Source organism: Desulfofundulus australicus DSM 11792 (genome assembly GCF_900129285.1).
Taxonomy (GTDB): Bacteria; Bacillota; Desulfotomaculia; order Desulfotomaculales; family Desulfovirgulaceae; genus Desulfofundulus; species Desulfofundulus australicus.
Map to the genome: position 1 here is coordinate 80,604 of NZ_FQUW01000009.1, position 16,227 is coordinate 96,830.

Here is a 16,227-nt window from a genome sequence, read left to right on the forward strand (position 1 = left end):
TTATTTCGACAGGAAAAGGCCGTTCACCTCCCGGCATCCTCAGGCCGCCCAGCTCACCTGACGCAGTACGGGTGTGCGCAAAAGGTGCTTGCCCTGCAACCCCCGGGCATCGTAATACCAGGTGGGAGGGTCCCCGCCGGCCAGGCCGTTCCGGGGTTCCCCCGGCAGGCGGGCCAGCATGGCCGAAAGGGCAGCTTTTTCCGCCCCGGCCGCTCCTTGAGCCGGTATGACGGTGAAACCCAGCTGACGGCCGAGGATGCGGGCAATACCGGAAGTATCGTCGCTGCTGTCTTCACCCACCACCACGGCCAGCTCCATCCGGGGCAGCAAAAGCTCACACCCGGAGGCCAACCGGCGTAAAAATCCCTCGCAGGCCTGTTCCTGGTTGGAAAGGAGCAGCACCAGTTTTCCCCGGCTTCTCCCGGCATAACGGCGGTAAACCAGGACCAGGCGGCATACCTTCACCACAACCGCCACCAGCCACGCCAGCCAGAGCGCCAGGAGAAACTGCACCAGCAAGACAATCACCCCCGTTTTCGCTCCTGCTCCACCATATGCAGGACCGCCGGCGGGGGTGAAAGGGTCAGCGGCGTTTTAAAGGCGTTTTAAGGCGTTTTTAAATCGTATTAAATAATATTCCTAATATTCCCGGAGTTCCCGGATGCTCTTATTATGTGCCCGCCTTTCTACGCTCCCGCTTCTTTGCGCAGGATTTCCGCCTTGTCGGTACGCTCCCAGGGGAGGTCGATATCGGTGCGGCCGAAGTGGCCGTAGGCGGCGGTGCGGCGGTAAATGGGCCGGCGCAAATCGAGGGCCTTAATGATTCCGGCCGGCCGCAGGTCAAAATGTTCCCGGATCAGCCTGACCAGCAGCTCATCACTGACCTTACCGGTACCGAAGGTGTCCACCATGATGGATACCGGGCGGGCCACGCCGATGGCGTAGGCCAGCTGTACCTCGCACTTATCGGCCAGCCCGGCAGCCACAATATTTTTGGCCACATAGCGGGCGGCATAGCTGGCGGAGCGGTCCACCTTGGTGGGATCCTTGCCGGAAAAGCAGCCGCCGCCGTGGCGGGCCATACCACCGTAGGTATCCACAATTATCTTGCGCCCGGTGAGGCCCGTATCGCCCTGCGGGCCGCCGATGACAAAACGGCCGGTGGGGTTGATGAAGTAGCGGGTGGTGGAGTTGAGCAGTTCCGGCGGTATGACCGGCCGGATAACCTTTTCAATCAGGTCCTCCCGGATCTGGTCCAGGGGTACCCGCGGGTGATGCTGGGCCGAAATGACCACCGTATCCAGGCGCACCGGCCGGTCGTCCTCATATTCCACCGTCACCTGCACCTTGCCGTCGGGACGCAGGTAGGGCAGTTCCCGGGTCTTCCGCACCGTGGCCAGCCGGCGGGCCAGCCGGTGGGCCAGGGCAATGGGCAGGGGCATGAATTCCTTTGTTTCATTGGTGGCAAAACCAAACATCATGCCCTGGTCCCCGGCGCCAATGGCCTCGATCTCCGAGTCGGTCATCTCCCCCGAGCGGGCCTCCAGGGCTTTGTTCACGCCCATGGCAATATCCGGCGATTGCTCGTCAATGGAAGTTATCACCGCGCAGGTGTCGCAGTCAAAGCCGTATTTGGCCCGGGTGTAGCCTATCTCCCGCACCGTTTCCCGGGCAATCCGGGGAATATCCACATAGCACCTGGTGGTAATCTCACCGGCTACCAGAATCAAACCGGTGGTGACCAGCGTTTCGCAGGCCACCCGGGCATTCGGGTCCTGGGCAATAATCTCATCCAGGATGGCGTCAGAAATTTGATCGGCCACCTTGTCCGGGTGACCTTCGGTTACCGATTCCGAAGTAAATAGTCTCCTGGTCAATCCAAACACCTCCATAACTGCGGGCAAAAACTGCCACGACTATTCTAGCAGAAAGCCCGGAGCAGTGTCAAATTAATTCCAGAACCGGGCTGAAAAGAGCTAATTCACCCGGCCCTTACACCCAGAATATGACATATATTTACATATTCTGGGCTTGACGGCATCTCCCGGCCGGGGTATAATAGGGTTACTCGAACACGTGTTCGATGGTTAGTTCTATGAGGAGGTGTTCCTTTATGGCTGTAAACAGAGTTCCCGGTACCACTGTCCTGCGGCTGGTCCTGCAGACCGGAATGGATGATGAGGGCAACCCGGTTTACCGCAACAAGAACCTGAACAACATCCGTCCCGACGCCGCCGATGAGGATCTTTTCGATGTGGCCCAGGCGCTGGCCGGCCTCCAGGAATACCCCCTGGCGGGAGTAAACCGGATCGATAACGTCCGCCTGCTCCAGGCCTAACGGCCGGTGTTTGAAGCGGGACCCGTGTTAAACAGGTCCCGCTCATGACCCAAATCCGTGTAACAGAACGGCTGTTATCATTTAAGACCACAAGGAGGTGCTTTTAAGTGGCCATCACCACCACCCAGACCCTGCGCATGGTTTTTAAGAATGAAAGCGGCTCCAACTTTACCATCAGCCTGGACAACCCCCGGGACAATATTACCGCCGCCGAAATTGAAGCCGTCATGGACCTGATCATCAGCAAAAACGTCTTCCAAACCGGCGGCGGCGCCCTGGTATCCAAGCAGGATGTGCAGATTGTCGACCGCACCACCAACGACCTGTACGACCCGGCCTAGACCATCCCCTTCAACATCCCGGCCCCCGGCAACACTGCCGGGGGCCGGCCTCCCCGAGATAAGAAGGGATTCTAAGGTTGGTATTCGGCTTTAGCCGAATACCTTCTAAATCCCACTTCTCACCTCTCACTTCTCATATCCGGAGGTGCTGCCTTGTGGAAACCATTTTGCAGGCTGTAGGCAACCTGGGTTTTCCCATTGTGGTCACCGCCTACCTGCTGGTGCGCATTGAAGCCAGGCTGGAGAACCTGGCCGCCAGCATCGCCGGGCTTGCCCAGGCGGTGAACGCCCTGCGGAAGTAGCAAACCCGGCCGGAAAACTACAGGACCGCTCACTTTTACCGCCGGCACTTTGCCATTAAGATTCCACCCCGTACAGATCAAAGCCAAACTGAATGAAATGGCGATCAAAAGCGAAAGCACTGCCTATTCCCAGGCGCTCCATGACTGCAAAGGTAGTGGCACCGCTTAATTTCTCCTTCGGCAAGATAGGAATCGTGGTTTACGGAAATATCCTTTTTCCCGCTTTCTCCCACGCCAACGAGCCGCCAGATGGGGTCTTCGGCACTCAATGGCCGGACCGGTTCAATCTTTTTCATGCGTATCTCATTGTCCTCCAGATAGACCTGCAGGTAATCACCTTCGCGAATATTTAGCTTTTTTCTGATCGAGACTGGAATTGTCAACTGCCCTTTGGCAGTAACACGCATTACTTCACAACTCATAATAGAATCCCCCATTGTGGTTTGATTTTCTTACTACAAGTATACCACAGTTACGTGCCGGAATTGAGCAAAGCCGGGCTAAAGATTGCCCGGCTTTACCTCCCATAATGCTTATATTAGCAGCCCTCCTGCAGCCCCAGCATGGCCCGGACCTCCTGCTGGAGCCGGCGCAGCTCGCCCTCCGTACCGGCCTCCACGTAGACACGGAAAAGGGGTTCGGTGCCCGAAGCCCTTATCAGCACCCAGGAACCGTTCTCCAGCACCAGCTTGGTCCCATCCACGGCAATGCGCCGCTCCACCTTCAGGCCGCCAATTTCCCGGGGGTGAAAATCTTCAAGCAGCTCCAGGATCCTCTTTTTATTTTCCGCCGGGGTATGTACATCCAGCCGCTCGCTAAGCAACCGGCCGTAACTGGACCAGACTTCAGCAGCCAGGTCGCCCAGGCTCCTGCCGTGGGCGGCCACCATTTCCGCAGCCAGAAGCCCGGCCAGGATGCCATCCTTTTCGGGGATATGCCCGCGGATGGACAATCCCCCGCTTTCCTCCCCTCCCAGAAGACAATTTTCTTCCCGCAGGTACTGGCCAATATACTTGAAGCCCACAGGTGTTTCATAGGCCTCCTGCTCATGGGCCCGGGCCAGGCGGTCCAGCAGGTGGGTGGTGGCCACCGTGCGCACCACCGGCCCCCGTTCACCACGGGTCTTGAGCAGGTGATAATACAGCAGGGGCAGGAAGAGGTTGGGCGCTATATAGGTGCCGTCCCGGTCAATGATGCCGAAGCGATCGGCATCCCCGTCCAGGGCCAGGCCCAGGTGGGCCCCGCGTTCCAGAACCAGGGAGCGCAGCTCGCCCAGGGATTTACCGGTGGGCTCGGGGAGGCTGCCGCCAAAAAGCGGATCCCGCCGGTTGTGAATGGTTTCCACCTCCACCCCCTCACCGGCCAGGATATCCTCCAGGTAACCGATACCCGCCCCGTACATGGGGTCCACGATAACCTTCAACCGGGCCTTTCTGATGGCCTCGAAGTCAACCAGCCCTTTTATATGCTGGATGTAGGCGGCCCGGGGGTCAATCCGGCGAACGGAACCAGCGGGGAGCCCACCCGGCTCATCCCGTTCCCCCGCATCCTGCAGGCGGTGAATTTTATCCTCAATTTCCCGGGTGATGTGGGGCAGGGCGGGCCCGGCATATTCGGGGATAAACTTGAACCCGTTGTACTCCGGCGGGTTGTGGCTGGCCGTCAGCATAACGGCCCCCCCGGCCCGGTGCTCTTTAATGGCAAAGGCGGTAACCGGAGTGGGGGTGGCCCCTGCGGTAAGGTAGACGGGAATGCCCCGCCGGGCAAAAACGCCGGCCACGGTGTCGGCCAGGTGTTCCGACAGGAAACGGTTATCGTAGCCCACCACCACCCCCCGCCCGGCCAGCCGGTGGTCCTCCAGGTAGCCGGCCACCGCCCGGGCCACCAGGGCCACGTTATCAAAGGTGAAATCCCGGGCCAGCACCCCCCGCCAGCCGTCGGTGCCAAAGGAAATTCTGGTAGCCAGAATAATCCCCCCTTCTCAATACTTGGCAGTATTAATTTACCCGGCCAGCCTACTGGGGCATTTTGCCGGGAAGCTTATCGGTAATGTCGGTTACGTTCTGCATGGTGTCCTCTTTTTTATCCACATACAGGTTGCCTTCTGAATCCAGGCTGGCATATACCACATCCTTGACCGACTTGACGCCCTGCTTTTCCAGCTCCCGGTAGAGCCAGTCTTCGGTCAGGTTGTTCTGCTTCAGGTTCTGCTGGATAACCACACCGTCCACAATTAATTCCGAGGGAATGCCCTGATACCTGGTGGGAATCTGCATATGCTCCGGGGTAAGGGGCTGCTTATGGCTCTTCAACAGCACGCTCAGCTTCCCGTTGGGTTCGGCCACGGCAAACTCCACATCGGCAATGTTAAACACGTTTTTTTCCCGCAGCTGCATCATCAGGTTATCCAGGTTGTAGGTCAATTTCTTCATGTTGTGTTCCAGGATCTTGCCATTGTGGATGATTACCGTGGGTTCACCTTCCAGCAGTTTGCGCAGGGGACGGGATTTTAACGAACCATATTCGCAAATAAGTGTTAAAAGGCCGAACAGGACGAGCCCAAAGGCATAGTACCAGCCGTTTTCTTTCAGATCCGTAACCAGGGAGGCGGCAATGGAGCCAAGGACAATGGCGTTGACAAAATCCGCCACCGTAAGCTGTCCCACCTGGCTCTTACCCACCACCCGGGTAATTACCAGGACCGCCACAAAAGCACCCACCGCCCGGATAAGAATTTCCAGATAAGGATTCATTTTCCCTTCCCTCCATCAGTATTAATTTACAAGCCTTAGTTTACCGGGGGACAGGGAAATTATACCGTGTTCCGGGAAGGGGGTTTACTTATTCCATTTACTGGCAATACTGGTACCGGGAGGGGTAAATCATGGACAGCAAAAAGCTGCTCACCAGGCTGGAGAAAAGGCAAAAGATGTTTGAAGAATACCTGCGCCGGATCCGGCAGGGCCGTAAAAATAAGGTTCCGGCAGGCTGCAGGATCGGCTGCAGGGGCGCGGGCAAGAATTGAACCGGGGAGCGGTTTCAGCCGCTCCGGTCCGGGCTCAGGTTATACCTGTACCACTCCACAGTCAATTTCAAACCGGTAACCAGGTCCGTGCGGGCCTGCCAGCCCAGGTTTTTTTGCGCCAGGTCACAGGACAGGTAGCTGTGGCGAATGTCCCCCGGGCGGGGCGGGCAGTAGCGGGCTTTTATTTTGCTCCCGGTAATTTGTTGCAACAGCTGGAATAGATCGTTCACCGACGTGGCCCGGCCGGTGCTTACATTAAGGACCCGTCCGCTTCCCCTTTTGATGGCGGCGAGGTTGGCTGCGGCCACATCCCCCACGAAAACGAAATCCCTGGTCTGCTCGCCGTCCCCAAAGATACAGGGAGCTTCACCCCGCAGCAGGCGGCGGGTAAAAACGGCCACCACCCCCCCTTCCCCCGTGGCATCCTGCCGGGGGCCGTACACGTTGGCATAACGCAGCACAGTGTAATCCAGCCCGTAAAGGGCGCGGTATACCTGCAGGTAATGTTCCACCGTATGCTTGGATATGCCGTACCCCGCCAGGGGGCGAACGGGATGTTCCTCGTCCACGGGCAGGTAGAGGGGATCCCCGTAAACCGCCGCCGAGGAAGCGTAGATCACCTTTTCCACCCCGGTGCGCCGGCAGGCCTCCAGCAGGTGGATGGTGCCTTCAATGTTTACCGCGGCATCCCGGGCGGGATCGTCCAGGGAAGTCCGGACATCCACCTGGGCCGCCTGGTGCACGACCACCCGGGGCCGGAAATGCTCCAGGGTTTCCCGTACAAACACCTTATCCCGGATGTCCCCATGGTAAAGGCTGACCCCGGGGGGCAGGTTGGCCAGGCTGCCCCGGGAGAGGTCGTCCAGGACCGCCACCGTCGCCCCGCCCGCCGCCAGCTGCTCCACCACGTGGGAACCAATAAAACCGGCACCGCCGGTAACCAGAACCCGCATGCTTAACCCCTTTCGTCATCCTGCAGAATTTATCGCCCGGCCAACCGGGGCGGCAGTGGCCAACCGGGCAGCGCTGTACATAAGCGGGAGCCGGTCTTAAAACCGGCTCCCACCATGCCGGGCTTCTAGAGGTTCCGCACAACTTCCTTGAGGTAAGAAGCAAATTCTTCGCCCAGGTCCGGCCGGTCCAGGGCAAATTCCACCATGGCCTTCAGGTATCCCAGCTTATCGCCCACATCGTAGCGGCGCCCCTTAAAAGCAAGGCCGTAGACCGGCTGCTCCTGACAGAGCACCTTCAACGCGTCGGTAAGCTGGATCTCCCCGCCCGCCCCGGGCGGCGTCTCGGCCAGAATATCAAAAATGCGCGGGTCAATTATGTAACGGCCCATAATGGCCAGGCAGGAAGGTGCCTCCTCGGGTGATGGTTTTTCCACCAGGTCCCGCACCCGGTAGACGCCATCCCTAATGGGCTCGGCATCCAGGATTCCGTACTTGCTGACGTCCTCACGGGGTACCTCCTGCACTGCCAGGATGGTACCCGGCATCTCTTCGTAAAGGTTCAACAGCTGCTTTAGACACGGTGTCCTGCTGCGCACAATGTCATCGCCCAGCAGCACGGCAAAGGGCTCATTGCCGATGAATTTCCGGGCGCAGTAAACCGCATGCCCCAGCCCCCGGGGTTCTTTCTGCCGCACATAATATATGTCGACCATCTCGCTGATATCCTGTACCAGCTCCAGCAGCCCCAGCTTATCCCTGGCCCTGAGCTGTTCCTCCAGGTCCGGGGATTTGTCAAAGTGGTCCTCTATGGCCCGCTTGTGACGGCCGGTAATGATCAGGATGTCCTCGATACCCGAATGTACCGCCTCTTCGATGATGTACTGGATGGTGGGCTTGTCGACTATGGGCAGCATTTCCTTGGGCTGGGCCTTGGTAGCCGGCAGGAAGCGTACGCCCAGGCCGGCTGCCGGAATGATTGCCTTGGATATGCGCATGCAAGCAACACCCCCATTGAAAAATAAAGTGTAAAAAAGCGGTCCTCCCACCCGGCAGGACCGCTGGTGCTGCTTAATTCTAGAATCTGCTCGATGCCTGTCGATCCCGATCAGGAATTCTGCCAGTTACACCCACCTTGTTTGCCCCGGCGATGATTACAATAGCCATAACAACCAGCAGGGCCAGCGCCTGGTCGGTGGCCACCAGGTTCAATATTACCGCGCTGGCGCCCAGCAGGGCGCTGACGCCGTAAATTACCAGAACGGCCTGCCTGTGGGAAAGCCCCATGGCCAGCAGCTGGTGATGCAGGTGCTCCTTATCCGGCTGGAAAATGGGCCGGTGCCTGTGGCAGCGGCGCAGGATGGCAAAGAAGGTATCCAGCAGGGGGATACCCAGTATAACCAGGGGTACCAGCACCGAAACCGCGGTGACGCTCTTGGTCAGGCCCATAATGGCCATTACGGCCAGGGTGTAACCCAGCAGCATGGACCCGCAATCGCCAAGGAAAATCCTGGCCGGGTGGAAATTATAGCGCAGGAACCCCAGCAGGGCTGCCGCCAGCATCAGGGCCAGCATGATTATTTCCCGCTGCCCGGCGGCACCAAAAACCTGCCACTGCGTCCAGCCCACCACCGCCATGGTCACGGCGGCAATGCAGGACACACCGCCGGCCAGGCCATCCAGCCCGTCAATCAGGTTCACAGCATTGGTAACGGCCACCACCCAGAAAATGGTGACGGGAATGCTCAGCCATCCCAGGTCGACAATATGACCGTTAAAGGGGTTGGTAATAAAATGCACCTGCACTCCCAGGGGCAGCAGGACCAGCGCTGCAACCACCTGCCCGGCCAGCTTCACCCGGGGGGAAAGACCCCGGGTATCGTCCCATATGCCCAGAAGCAGGATCAGCGTCATCCCCAGCAGCAGCCCCCGCAGGGCGGGTGTGAGCGGCATGGTAACCAGGACGGCTGTCACAAACCCGGCGTATACCGCCAGGCCGCCCAGCCGCGGCATGACCTTCCTGTGCACCTTGCGGGCCTCCGGCCGATCCACCGCACCCCAGCGAAACGCCTGCTGCCGCACCCACGGCGTGACCGCCAGGGTGATCCCGCCGGCCAGCAGCAGGCCCACCCATAATTTCAGCAAGCTCAATCCCTCCGCAAGCGGCATTATCCCATTTTACCAGTAGTATTGTACCATTATGAACTAATCAACTACAAACCGTGGTTTAATGCGCTGGAGGGCGAAATATGGTGAACAGTGGAATCCGGACAAGCCTATTCAGCATTTTGCCCGCTGAGGAAGAATTTGATTATTTCCCCTGTTCCACGGCGAAAACCAGCTCTGCCTCCGCCGCCAGCTGATCCCCCACCATGGCCCGGCCCGCCGCTTTGCCGATGTTCCCCCGCATTTTAAGTATCTGCACTTCGATGAGCAGCTGATCGCCGGGTACCACCTGACGGCGGAAGCGGGCTTTGTCGATGCCGGCAAATAAGGCCAGCTTTCCTGCAAATTCCGGCACCTGCAGCAGGGCCACCGCCCCCACCTGGGCCATAGCCTCGATTACCAGCACCCCGGGCATCACTGGGTGGCCGGGAAAATGCCCGGCAAAAAAGGGCTCGTTGATGGTTACATTTTTAATGCCCACGGCCCGTTTTCCCGCCTCAACCTCCAGAACCCTGTCCACCAGCAAAAAGGGGTAACGGTGGGGCAAAATTTCTGCAATCGATTTAATGTCCAGCATGAATTTTCCGGCCCCAGCCGGAACAACACTCCTTTCGCAGAATTTAAGCACGCGCCTGCGGACAGGAATATTATACCACAAAAAGCTTCCCGCCCGGCCCTTCGCGCCCAAAATTTTTTCAGCCGGGGCCGGCGTGGGTTCCGGGCCGGCCCCGGTGCACACGATAAATCTGTATGCGCCGCCACCACCGGATATTAGTGGTAGATTGTGCCAGGTTACAGCCGGCGCCCCCGGCGGGCCGGAACTATTGCGCAGCGTCATCCGGTGAGGCAATCACCAGGACACGGGACCGGGAGCTGGTCAGGGTCAGGGGAACAACCACCCTGAACGGGTCCACGGGAGCAGCCAGCCACTGGTTCATCACGGGAAGACCGGCCAGGGCACCCTTCCAGGACCAGGAATTGACAACCCGGCGGTCCGGAGCCACTTCCAGCAGGGTGGAAGTGCCGGCATCGGCAATCAGCGTGTTCCCGTTGGGAAGACGCAGGACACCCGTGGGCCGCTTGAGCCGGACCGGCCGGGGGGCGGCATCAGCGGCCGGGGCGGTACCCGCCGGGCCGGGAAGTACCTGCCGGTCGCCCTGTCCTTCCCCGCTCCCCGCCGCTTCCCCCGGCACCCCCTGTGAAACGGGCGGCGGGTTATATGTACCGTCCCCCACCTGCCATACCACCTGCTTATGAGCGTCTAACTCCAGCACCCGACCCCCGGTAAATCCCTGGTCCACGATCAGGGTGTGGCCGTTGGGCAGCCGCACGGCCTGCACCGGGTTGGCCAGGTGACCGGGGGTGCCCGGCGGCACCGGCCTGCCCCAGCCGTAGGACCAGACCACCCTCTTATCCGGGGTTACTTCGATAATCTTGTAGGGCAGGGTGATCAGGGTATTGCCGCTGGAAAGCCGCTGGGCGTAGCGGGGCGCCTGGGCCAGGGAAGGCAGGCGGTACTCCCAGGCCACATTGCCGGCAGGGGTTACCTCCACCACGCGGGGCGCAAAAGGCCTCCCCGGCGCACCGGAATCGGCAATCAGGGTATTACCGCTGGCCAGGCGGGTGGCCGCAGCAGCCTGGACGCCCCGGTAAGACCAGACTTCCTGGCCGGCAGGGGTGATTTCCACCACAGCCGGTGACTGGTGGCCTACCCGGGTCAGGAGCAGGTTGCCCCCGGGCAACCGGGTCACATAGTAAGGATGGTTGTAGGTAATGTCGTCCCGGTAATCCACCTCCACCACCGCGTCCCCGGCCAGGGCGGGCAGGGGCAGAAGGGTGCTGGCCGCAACCAGGGCGGCAATAAAAGGCGCCAGGAGCCTGTATATTCTTGCCATCACGGTTATCCCTCACCTTTCACGCCGGGCCATTATCCCCGCGGGAGCCCGGCCGGGTTTTTCACTGCTCGATTATTACTGCCGGCGGGTTACCCTGCCAGGTTACCGCCGCCCCCAGGGCCTCGCCCACAAAACGCAGGGGGACCATGGTACGCCCTTCCACCGCCCGGGCGGGAACGTCCAGGGGCAGGGTTTTACCGTTGACAACGGCCTCCTTCTGCCCCAGGGCCAGGCTGACCGTGCGCTCCCCGCGGGTCGCCGTCACGGTCCTGGTTTCTTCATTCCAGGACACTTCCGCCCCCAGGACTTCGAAAATCCTCCGCATGGGTACCAGGGTGCGGCCATTGTCCATCAGGGGCGGAACGTCAAAAAACAGCCGCTCGCCGTTCAGATAAACCGGCACCTGATGGAGCACCAGAATGGCATTGGCCAGCTCCCGCTCCCGTCCCCCCGATGGACGGCTGACCAGCCTGCCCTTCACCCACATGGCGCTGGAACCTCCCCCGTCCAGGGCGGCAGCGCGCACCGCTCCCAGGTCGGCCATCAGGTAGGCCAGTTCCTCCAGGGTAACGCCGGCGCTCCACTCCTTCAGCCGGCCGTCCACTTCCACCAGCAGGAGCCTGCCCTGGCCGTCCACCCCTATGGCCGTGCGGGGGGCCGGCTCCAGCACGCTGCCCCGGAACCCTTCCATAATGGCCTGGAGCAGGGGCTGCCCCTCATCCACCAGCAGGGGCCCGGCCGTAACCAGGTGCTTTAACCCTTCCCAGCCGGCACCCCAGTCGAACTGCACGTCCACCGGTGTGCCCACCGCCAGCACGGCAGCCTGTGCGGCCGCCTCACCCCGGAAGGTGAGCACGTAACCGTCCCGGGGAATCGGGCTGCCCCCGTAACCAATTTCCGAAACTATGTACCGGCTGCTTTTTTCCGTCTCCGGACGTACCACCACATCAATACCGTCACCGGCGGAACCGGCGCGCTCACCCCAGGCCGGGGTATACAGGGTAATCCCCCCGGCCACGGGGGAAGTGTTGACCCCGGCCGCCACCAGGGGTTCCCCATCTCCGGGACGCACCGTCACCCGGGGCGCGAAGTAACCGAACCGGACCCGGTTATCTCCGGTGATCCCGACGGAGGTCCGCAGGATCCCGGAGGTGGCCAGCAGCCGGCCGTCCTGGACCAGGCTGCCGATGGGGTGTCCGGAGGAGGGGTCGAAGTACCCCCCGTTCACGGCGGCCACGGCCCCGTGGCGGGCGGCCAGCCGGCTCAGCGTTTCCTTCCGGCCAAGGGCGTCGCCGCCCACCGCCACCCGCACTTCCAGCAGGGCCTGCCCGGGGTCCACTTCCAGCACATGCCCCTTTAAGGGTTCATCCTGCCAGGTGCGCCCGGAAATGGGATAATAGCAGACACCCGGGGCCAGGGTCTGGATCTGATCGGCCGGCGGCCGGGAAACCAGGGGTTGCGGCGCCGGGAGGCCGGAGATCGAAACCTGGCCGGACCCGGGAGTGCCCGCAGCACTTTCCGCGCCCGCAGGCCGGGCCGCCGGCAAGGCCAGGCCGCACCAGAGAACGGCCCCCCCAACCAGGAGAGAAACCAGCTTTTTTATAACCCGCAAGGAACCTGACAAGAGCATTACCTGCTATGCACCTCACCAGATAAACAATACCTCGTTTACGTTATTTTTCCAGGATGAAGGAACAAAAAAATTTACGCCCGGGGCAATTTTAACTAATCATTTGTTCCAACTTCCGATTTCCGACCTCCAACTTCCATTAATGCACCGGCCATCCGGGCGGTGGCCCGGGCGCGCTCCCTCAACGGCTCTACGGCCCGGGAAAGCCGGGCCCTGAACCCGGCCGGGTCGGCCAGGATTTCATCCACCGCTTTGCTCAATGCACTGCAGTCCAGATCGGCGGCCCGCCCCCCGGGCTCCAGACCCAGCTGTTCCAGGAAACGTTCTATTTTCGGGTCGTAGCTTATGCCCAGCAGCGGCACGCCCATCACCGCGGCCAGGATCAGGGCATGCAGCCGCATGCCGATGAGCAGGTCCAGGCAGCCAAACAGGGACACGGCCTCACCAACGGTAAGCCCCCGCTCCAGGACGATAGCCCCCTCCTGCATCATGGCTGCCACCTGGCGGCTCACGGCCAGGTCTTCCGGATAGTGCAGGGGAATGAAAAGCACCCGGTATCCCCGGCGGCAAAGGTGGTCACCCACCCGGGCCAGGGCCCGCTGCTGTTCCGCCCCGAAGCCGGGCCATTCCCGCACCGATACCCCCACCACGGGCACGGCCGTCCCCGAGCCGCCATCTTCACCGGGGCGGCTATTATTCCCCCCGCCTGTGGCCGGCGGTTCGAGAATGCCCGCCCTTTCCAGGATCTCCATACCCTTTTCCCTGCCCGTCCGGGCCGGGTCCAGGCCCAGCACCGGGTCGGCGGTAACCTCCACCGGAGGCCGGGTGACCCCCATCTCCGCCAGGTCACGGGCGGAAGCCGCGTCCCGTACGGTGATCAGTTGAACGTCGCTGGCCACCAGGCGCACCAGCAGCCGGCCCGTCCTGCTCCGCACGGGGCCGATGCCCTGGGCGTAGAAAACCACCGGCTTGCCCAGGCGACGGGCCAGCCAGACCACGCCCAGGTAGTAGACCAGGCTCTTGAGGCCGGTGACGTCCTGCAGCAGGCTGCCCCCGCCGCTGATCACCAGGTCGGCACCGGCGAGGGCACGGTAAACTTCCGTCACCCGCCAGCGGTTCACGGCCTCCACGCCGTAAAGGGCGCGGGTCCTCTCCGGGGCGTGGGAAAGAACCACCGGCCGGACGGCGGGGCAGACCTCCCGCAGGGCCTCCAGCAGGCTGTAGAGGACCGCCTCGTCCCCCAGGTTGTCGAAACCGTAATAGCCGGAGATGGCCACCACCGGCCCTCCACCAGCCGCCATAACTGCACCCCCGTTTTCACCCGAATTATTCAATCCGCAGAAGACCCAGCACTCACTGGCCATAATGCTATTTCTAAGCTTGCTGTAACAAAATAGTAAGTGCAGGGCTTTCCAGTATAACTTTTTCAGTGAGTGCTGGGCGGCCCGAAGCAAGCCGCGGTGCTGTCGACGCGAAGCACTGGAGTGAACGAGGACCCAGCACTCACTGGGATTACTGGCTCTTTTCGAAACCTGATGTGTCAATTAAACCTGTAACTCCGGGAGCAGAATCATATTTGGGTGAGTGCTGGGCCGCGTCCAACCGGGGTTACTGACTATCCCCCGGGAAGAACCTGCGCCACCATTTCCCGGCCAGATTCACCACCAGGATAACCGCCAGGCCCACCAGCATACCCAGCACCAGGCCGTTGACCAGCCGCACCAGGGATACCAGCAGCGGCGTGTGGATGTGGGCAAAGGTGTTCACCAGGGAGACCTGCCCGATGGCGCCCAGCAGCAGAAGGGGCAGGAAGCGGTTATCCCGGTAGCCGGTATAGAAAAGCAGCATCAAAGCGGGGTGGCCGAGCAAAAATTCCTTGGTTCGCGGGCGCACCCCCAGAAGGGCATCCAGCAATCCCCGGAATTTCAACTCCAGGGCGGTGGTAACCGCTTCCCCTTCGTTGCCCGTGCGCACCAGATAAACGGCCAGCACCACCAGGAGCAGGGCGGTGAGAACGGCCCATTTGACCAGCACCGGCTGGTCCAGCGTCCTGTGGAGGCGCTTTGCCGCAGGTTCAGCCGGGCCGGAAAGGAAGAAAAACACCCCCGCCACCAGGAGCAACGGCGCCAGGTGGGCCACCTTGACCCCGCTGAACTGGTCCAGCTTGAGCATGAACCCGGCATCCGCCAGCAGGCCCACCATGAACAGCGCGCCCAGCAGAGATACCAGGGTGGTGCTCAAAAGGAGGCCCGCGCTTTCCAGGATGGATGAACCCCGGGCGCGCACACCGGTAATCAGGGCCAGGCCGGGGAAGATGATTACCGCGGCCAGGGCCATCAGCTTGCGTGCCGGAACCGGGGCCACCACCAGCAGCCCGGCCCAGGCCGCCGTCAGGAGCAGCAGCCAGATCTCACCCCGGCACAGGCCCAGGCGACCGGCGAGGATCAGAGTGCCGGCGATGACCCCCAGCCCCATCACAAAGAAGCCGATCCGGGAAGTGGGTACGGCCGGCAGGGTAGACGCCCGCCCCACCACCAGGCCCTCCAGTTGCAGGCCTGCTTTTAGCCTGCCGACAAAATCCAGGTTTTCCTGGAGCAGATCCTGCCCACCCGTTGCCGTAAAGGGCCGCACCAGCAGCAGCCTCATGTTGCGCTCGGCCGCGGCCAGCCGGTATCTCTCCAGGGCCCCGGTAGGAGTATACCGGCCCAGCTCACCGGGAGAAATGCTGTGCAGGCGGACCACCTGCTTGTCCAGGAGAATTCCCAGTGTATTCAAGCCTTTCTGGGGGAAGAACTCGATCTGGGCCACCGGCACACCCAGTTGCTCGATCACCCGGGCCAGTGCCCGCAGCTTTTGCGGGTAGCCGGGCAGGGTATCGTCGTTAAACGCCAGAACCGAAAGGTTGGGAATATCCTTCAGAGGTGCCAGGGCCTGCTCAATCCCCCGGGCAGTGGCTCCCGGCCAGCTACGCACCTGCACCGCCACCAGCAGCCCGGCCCGGGCGCTTTCCTGCAGGGGCTCTTCCGGGAACCCCAGGCCCAGCTGGGCAAGCAGCCCGGGATCGGCGGGAGTGCGCACCACGTAAACTCCCGGGGCCGGCCGGTAACCTTGAGCCCCGGAAGTTTTGGCCCGGAGCTGGACCAGCAGGCGCTGGAAAGTTTTTTCCCGCGTGGTCAGCAGGTAAGTGTCTGAGGGCGCCAAACCGCCGTCAGCCTGCAACTGCCCCAGCCAGGGGGGTGACATCAACAGCAGCTCCTGGCCGGTCATGATGGCCATTTCTCCCGCCCGGCGCAGGTCGTCCGCCGTGGGTTCTTTAACCAGCACGGTAGTCAGCCCCCGCTCCCGAAAAAGGCGCATTACCTCCACGGTATCCCGTCCCGATAGCCTGGCCAGCCTGCTCAGCTCATCATAGGGCATGGCCACTTCCACCTGGCGGAAAGCCGCCTCCACCCGGTAGCGCTGCCAGCCCGCCGCCCCCGCCGCGATTATGCCCGCGAGCAGCAAAACCACCAGCAGCAGTGGATACCAGCGTTGCTTCATAAAAAATGACCTCCAGCATAATAAAAATGTTCCCACCAAA

The 16,227-nt window shown here is 61.4% G+C and carries 17 protein-coding genes; 4 read left to right on the top strand and 13 right to left on the bottom strand.

Features of this window, described 5'->3' with window-relative positions:
• Positions 1 to 39: 39 nt before the first annotated feature.
• Positions 40 to 519: a hypothetical protein gene (locus BUB44_RS04340; RefSeq protein WP_073163472.1), complete on the bottom strand. Its 480-nt coding sequence runs from the start codon at positions 517 to 519 to the stop codon at positions 40 to 42.
• 167 nt (positions 520 to 686) lie between these two features.
• Positions 687 to 1,877, bottom strand: a complete 1,191-nt coding sequence (gene metK / locus BUB44_RS04345) for a methionine adenosyltransferase (protein ID WP_242655838.1) — start codon at positions 1,875 to 1,877, stop codon at positions 687 to 689.
• A gap of 236 nt (positions 1,878 to 2,113) precedes the next feature.
• Here metK and BUB44_RS04350 point away from each other — a divergent pair, with 236 nt between their 5' ends.
• From BUB44_RS04350 to BUB44_RS04360, 3 genes are all read left to right on the top strand, one after another.
• Positions 2,114 to 2,338 carry a DUF1659 domain-containing protein gene (locus BUB44_RS04350; RefSeq protein ID WP_073163476.1) on the top strand — a complete coding sequence of 75 codons (225 nt, stop codon included), beginning with the start codon at positions 2,114 to 2,116 and terminating at the stop codon, positions 2,336 to 2,338.
• A 107-nt stretch (positions 2,339 to 2,445) separates the two neighbouring features.
• A complete protein-coding gene (locus tag BUB44_RS04355; RefSeq protein WP_027355841.1) occupies positions 2,446 to 2,679 on the top strand; it encodes a DUF2922 domain-containing protein in 234 nt (77 codons plus the stop codon).
• A gap of 155 nt (positions 2,680 to 2,834) precedes the next feature.
• Complete coding sequence (locus tag BUB44_RS04360) at positions 2,835 to 2,981, top strand: YvrJ family protein (protein WP_073163478.1); 147 nt, start codon at positions 2,835 to 2,837, stop codon at positions 2,979 to 2,981.
• Positions 2,982 to 3,085: 104 nt separating this feature from the next.
• Here BUB44_RS04360 and BUB44_RS04365 read toward each other — a convergent pair whose 3' ends face one another.
• The 3 genes from BUB44_RS04365 to BUB44_RS04375 all read right to left on the bottom strand — a co-directional run bounded on the left by BUB44_RS04365 (position 3,086) and on the right by BUB44_RS04375 (position 5,734).
• Positions 3,086 to 3,403: an AbrB/MazE/SpoVT family DNA-binding domain-containing protein gene (locus tag BUB44_RS04365; RefSeq protein WP_073163479.1), complete on the bottom strand. Its 318-nt coding sequence runs from the start codon at positions 3,401 to 3,403 to the stop codon at positions 3,086 to 3,088.
• 116 nt (positions 3,404 to 3,519) lie between these two features.
• Entirely contained in the window at positions 3,520 to 4,947 is a 1,428-nt protein-coding gene (locus tag BUB44_RS04370) for a phosphoglucomutase/phosphomannomutase family protein (protein ID WP_073163481.1), read from the bottom strand.
• A 49-nt stretch (positions 4,948 to 4,996) separates the two neighbouring features.
• Complete coding sequence (locus BUB44_RS04375) at positions 4,997 to 5,734, bottom strand: YetF domain-containing protein (protein WP_027355843.1); 738 nt, start codon at positions 5,732 to 5,734, stop codon at positions 4,997 to 4,999.
• Between the two features lie 131 nt (positions 5,735 to 5,865).
• Between BUB44_RS04375 and BUB44_RS15320 the strand changes: the two genes are divergently transcribed.
• Positions 5,866 to 6,006 carry a hypothetical protein gene (locus BUB44_RS15320; RefSeq protein ID WP_165611004.1) on the top strand — a complete coding sequence of 47 codons (141 nt, stop codon included), beginning with the start codon at positions 5,866 to 5,868 and terminating at the stop codon, positions 6,004 to 6,006.
• Positions 6,007 to 6,020: 14 nt separating this feature from the next.
• Here the strand turns inward: BUB44_RS15320 and BUB44_RS04380 are convergent, their stop codons facing one another.
• The 8 genes from BUB44_RS04380 to BUB44_RS04415 all read right to left on the bottom strand — a co-directional run bounded on the left by BUB44_RS04380 (position 6,021) and on the right by BUB44_RS04415 (position 16,187).
• On the bottom strand, positions 6,021 to 6,959 hold the full coding sequence (locus tag BUB44_RS04380) for an SDR family oxidoreductase (protein ID WP_073163483.1): 939 nt from the start codon (positions 6,957 to 6,959) through the stop codon (positions 6,021 to 6,023).
• A 125-nt stretch (positions 6,960 to 7,084) separates the two neighbouring features.
• The gene (gene galU, locus BUB44_RS04385) at positions 7,085 to 7,954 is read right to left on the bottom strand and encodes a UTP--glucose-1-phosphate uridylyltransferase GalU (protein ID WP_027355845.1); all 870 of its coding nucleotides are present in this window, start codon (positions 7,952 to 7,954) and stop codon (positions 7,085 to 7,087) included.
• Positions 7,955 to 8,033: 79 nt separating this feature from the next.
• A complete protein-coding gene (locus tag BUB44_RS04390; RefSeq protein WP_073163484.1) occupies positions 8,034 to 9,101 on the bottom strand; it encodes an MraY family glycosyltransferase in 1,068 nt (355 codons plus the stop codon).
• A 166-nt stretch (positions 9,102 to 9,267) separates the two neighbouring features.
• On the bottom strand, positions 9,268 to 9,699 hold the full coding sequence (fabZ, locus tag BUB44_RS04395; RefSeq protein ID WP_027355847.1) for a 3-hydroxyacyl-ACP dehydratase FabZ: 432 nt from the start codon (positions 9,697 to 9,699) through the stop codon (positions 9,268 to 9,270).
• Positions 9,700 to 9,943: 244 nt separating this feature from the next.
• The gene (locus BUB44_RS04400; protein ID WP_242655845.1) at positions 9,944 to 11,017 is read right to left on the bottom strand and encodes a hypothetical protein; all 1,074 of its coding nucleotides are present in this window, start codon (positions 11,015 to 11,017) and stop codon (positions 9,944 to 9,946) included.
• 61 nt (positions 11,018 to 11,078) lie between these two features.
• A complete protein-coding gene (locus BUB44_RS15325; RefSeq protein WP_242655840.1) occupies positions 11,079 to 12,641 on the bottom strand; it encodes a phosphodiester glycosidase family protein in 1,563 nt (520 codons plus the stop codon).
• A gap of 101 nt (positions 12,642 to 12,742) precedes the next feature.
• Positions 12,743 to 13,948 carry a polysaccharide pyruvyl transferase CsaB gene (csaB, locus tag BUB44_RS04410; RefSeq protein ID WP_073163486.1) on the bottom strand — a complete coding sequence of 402 codons (1,206 nt, stop codon included), beginning with the start codon at positions 13,946 to 13,948 and terminating at the stop codon, positions 12,743 to 12,745.
• A 307-nt stretch (positions 13,949 to 14,255) separates the two neighbouring features.
• Positions 14,256 to 16,187 carry a DUF5693 family protein gene (locus BUB44_RS04415; protein WP_073163488.1) on the bottom strand — a complete coding sequence of 644 codons (1,932 nt, stop codon included), beginning with the start codon at positions 16,185 to 16,187 and terminating at the stop codon, positions 14,256 to 14,258.
• Between the last annotated feature and the right edge of the window lie 40 nt (positions 16,188 to 16,227).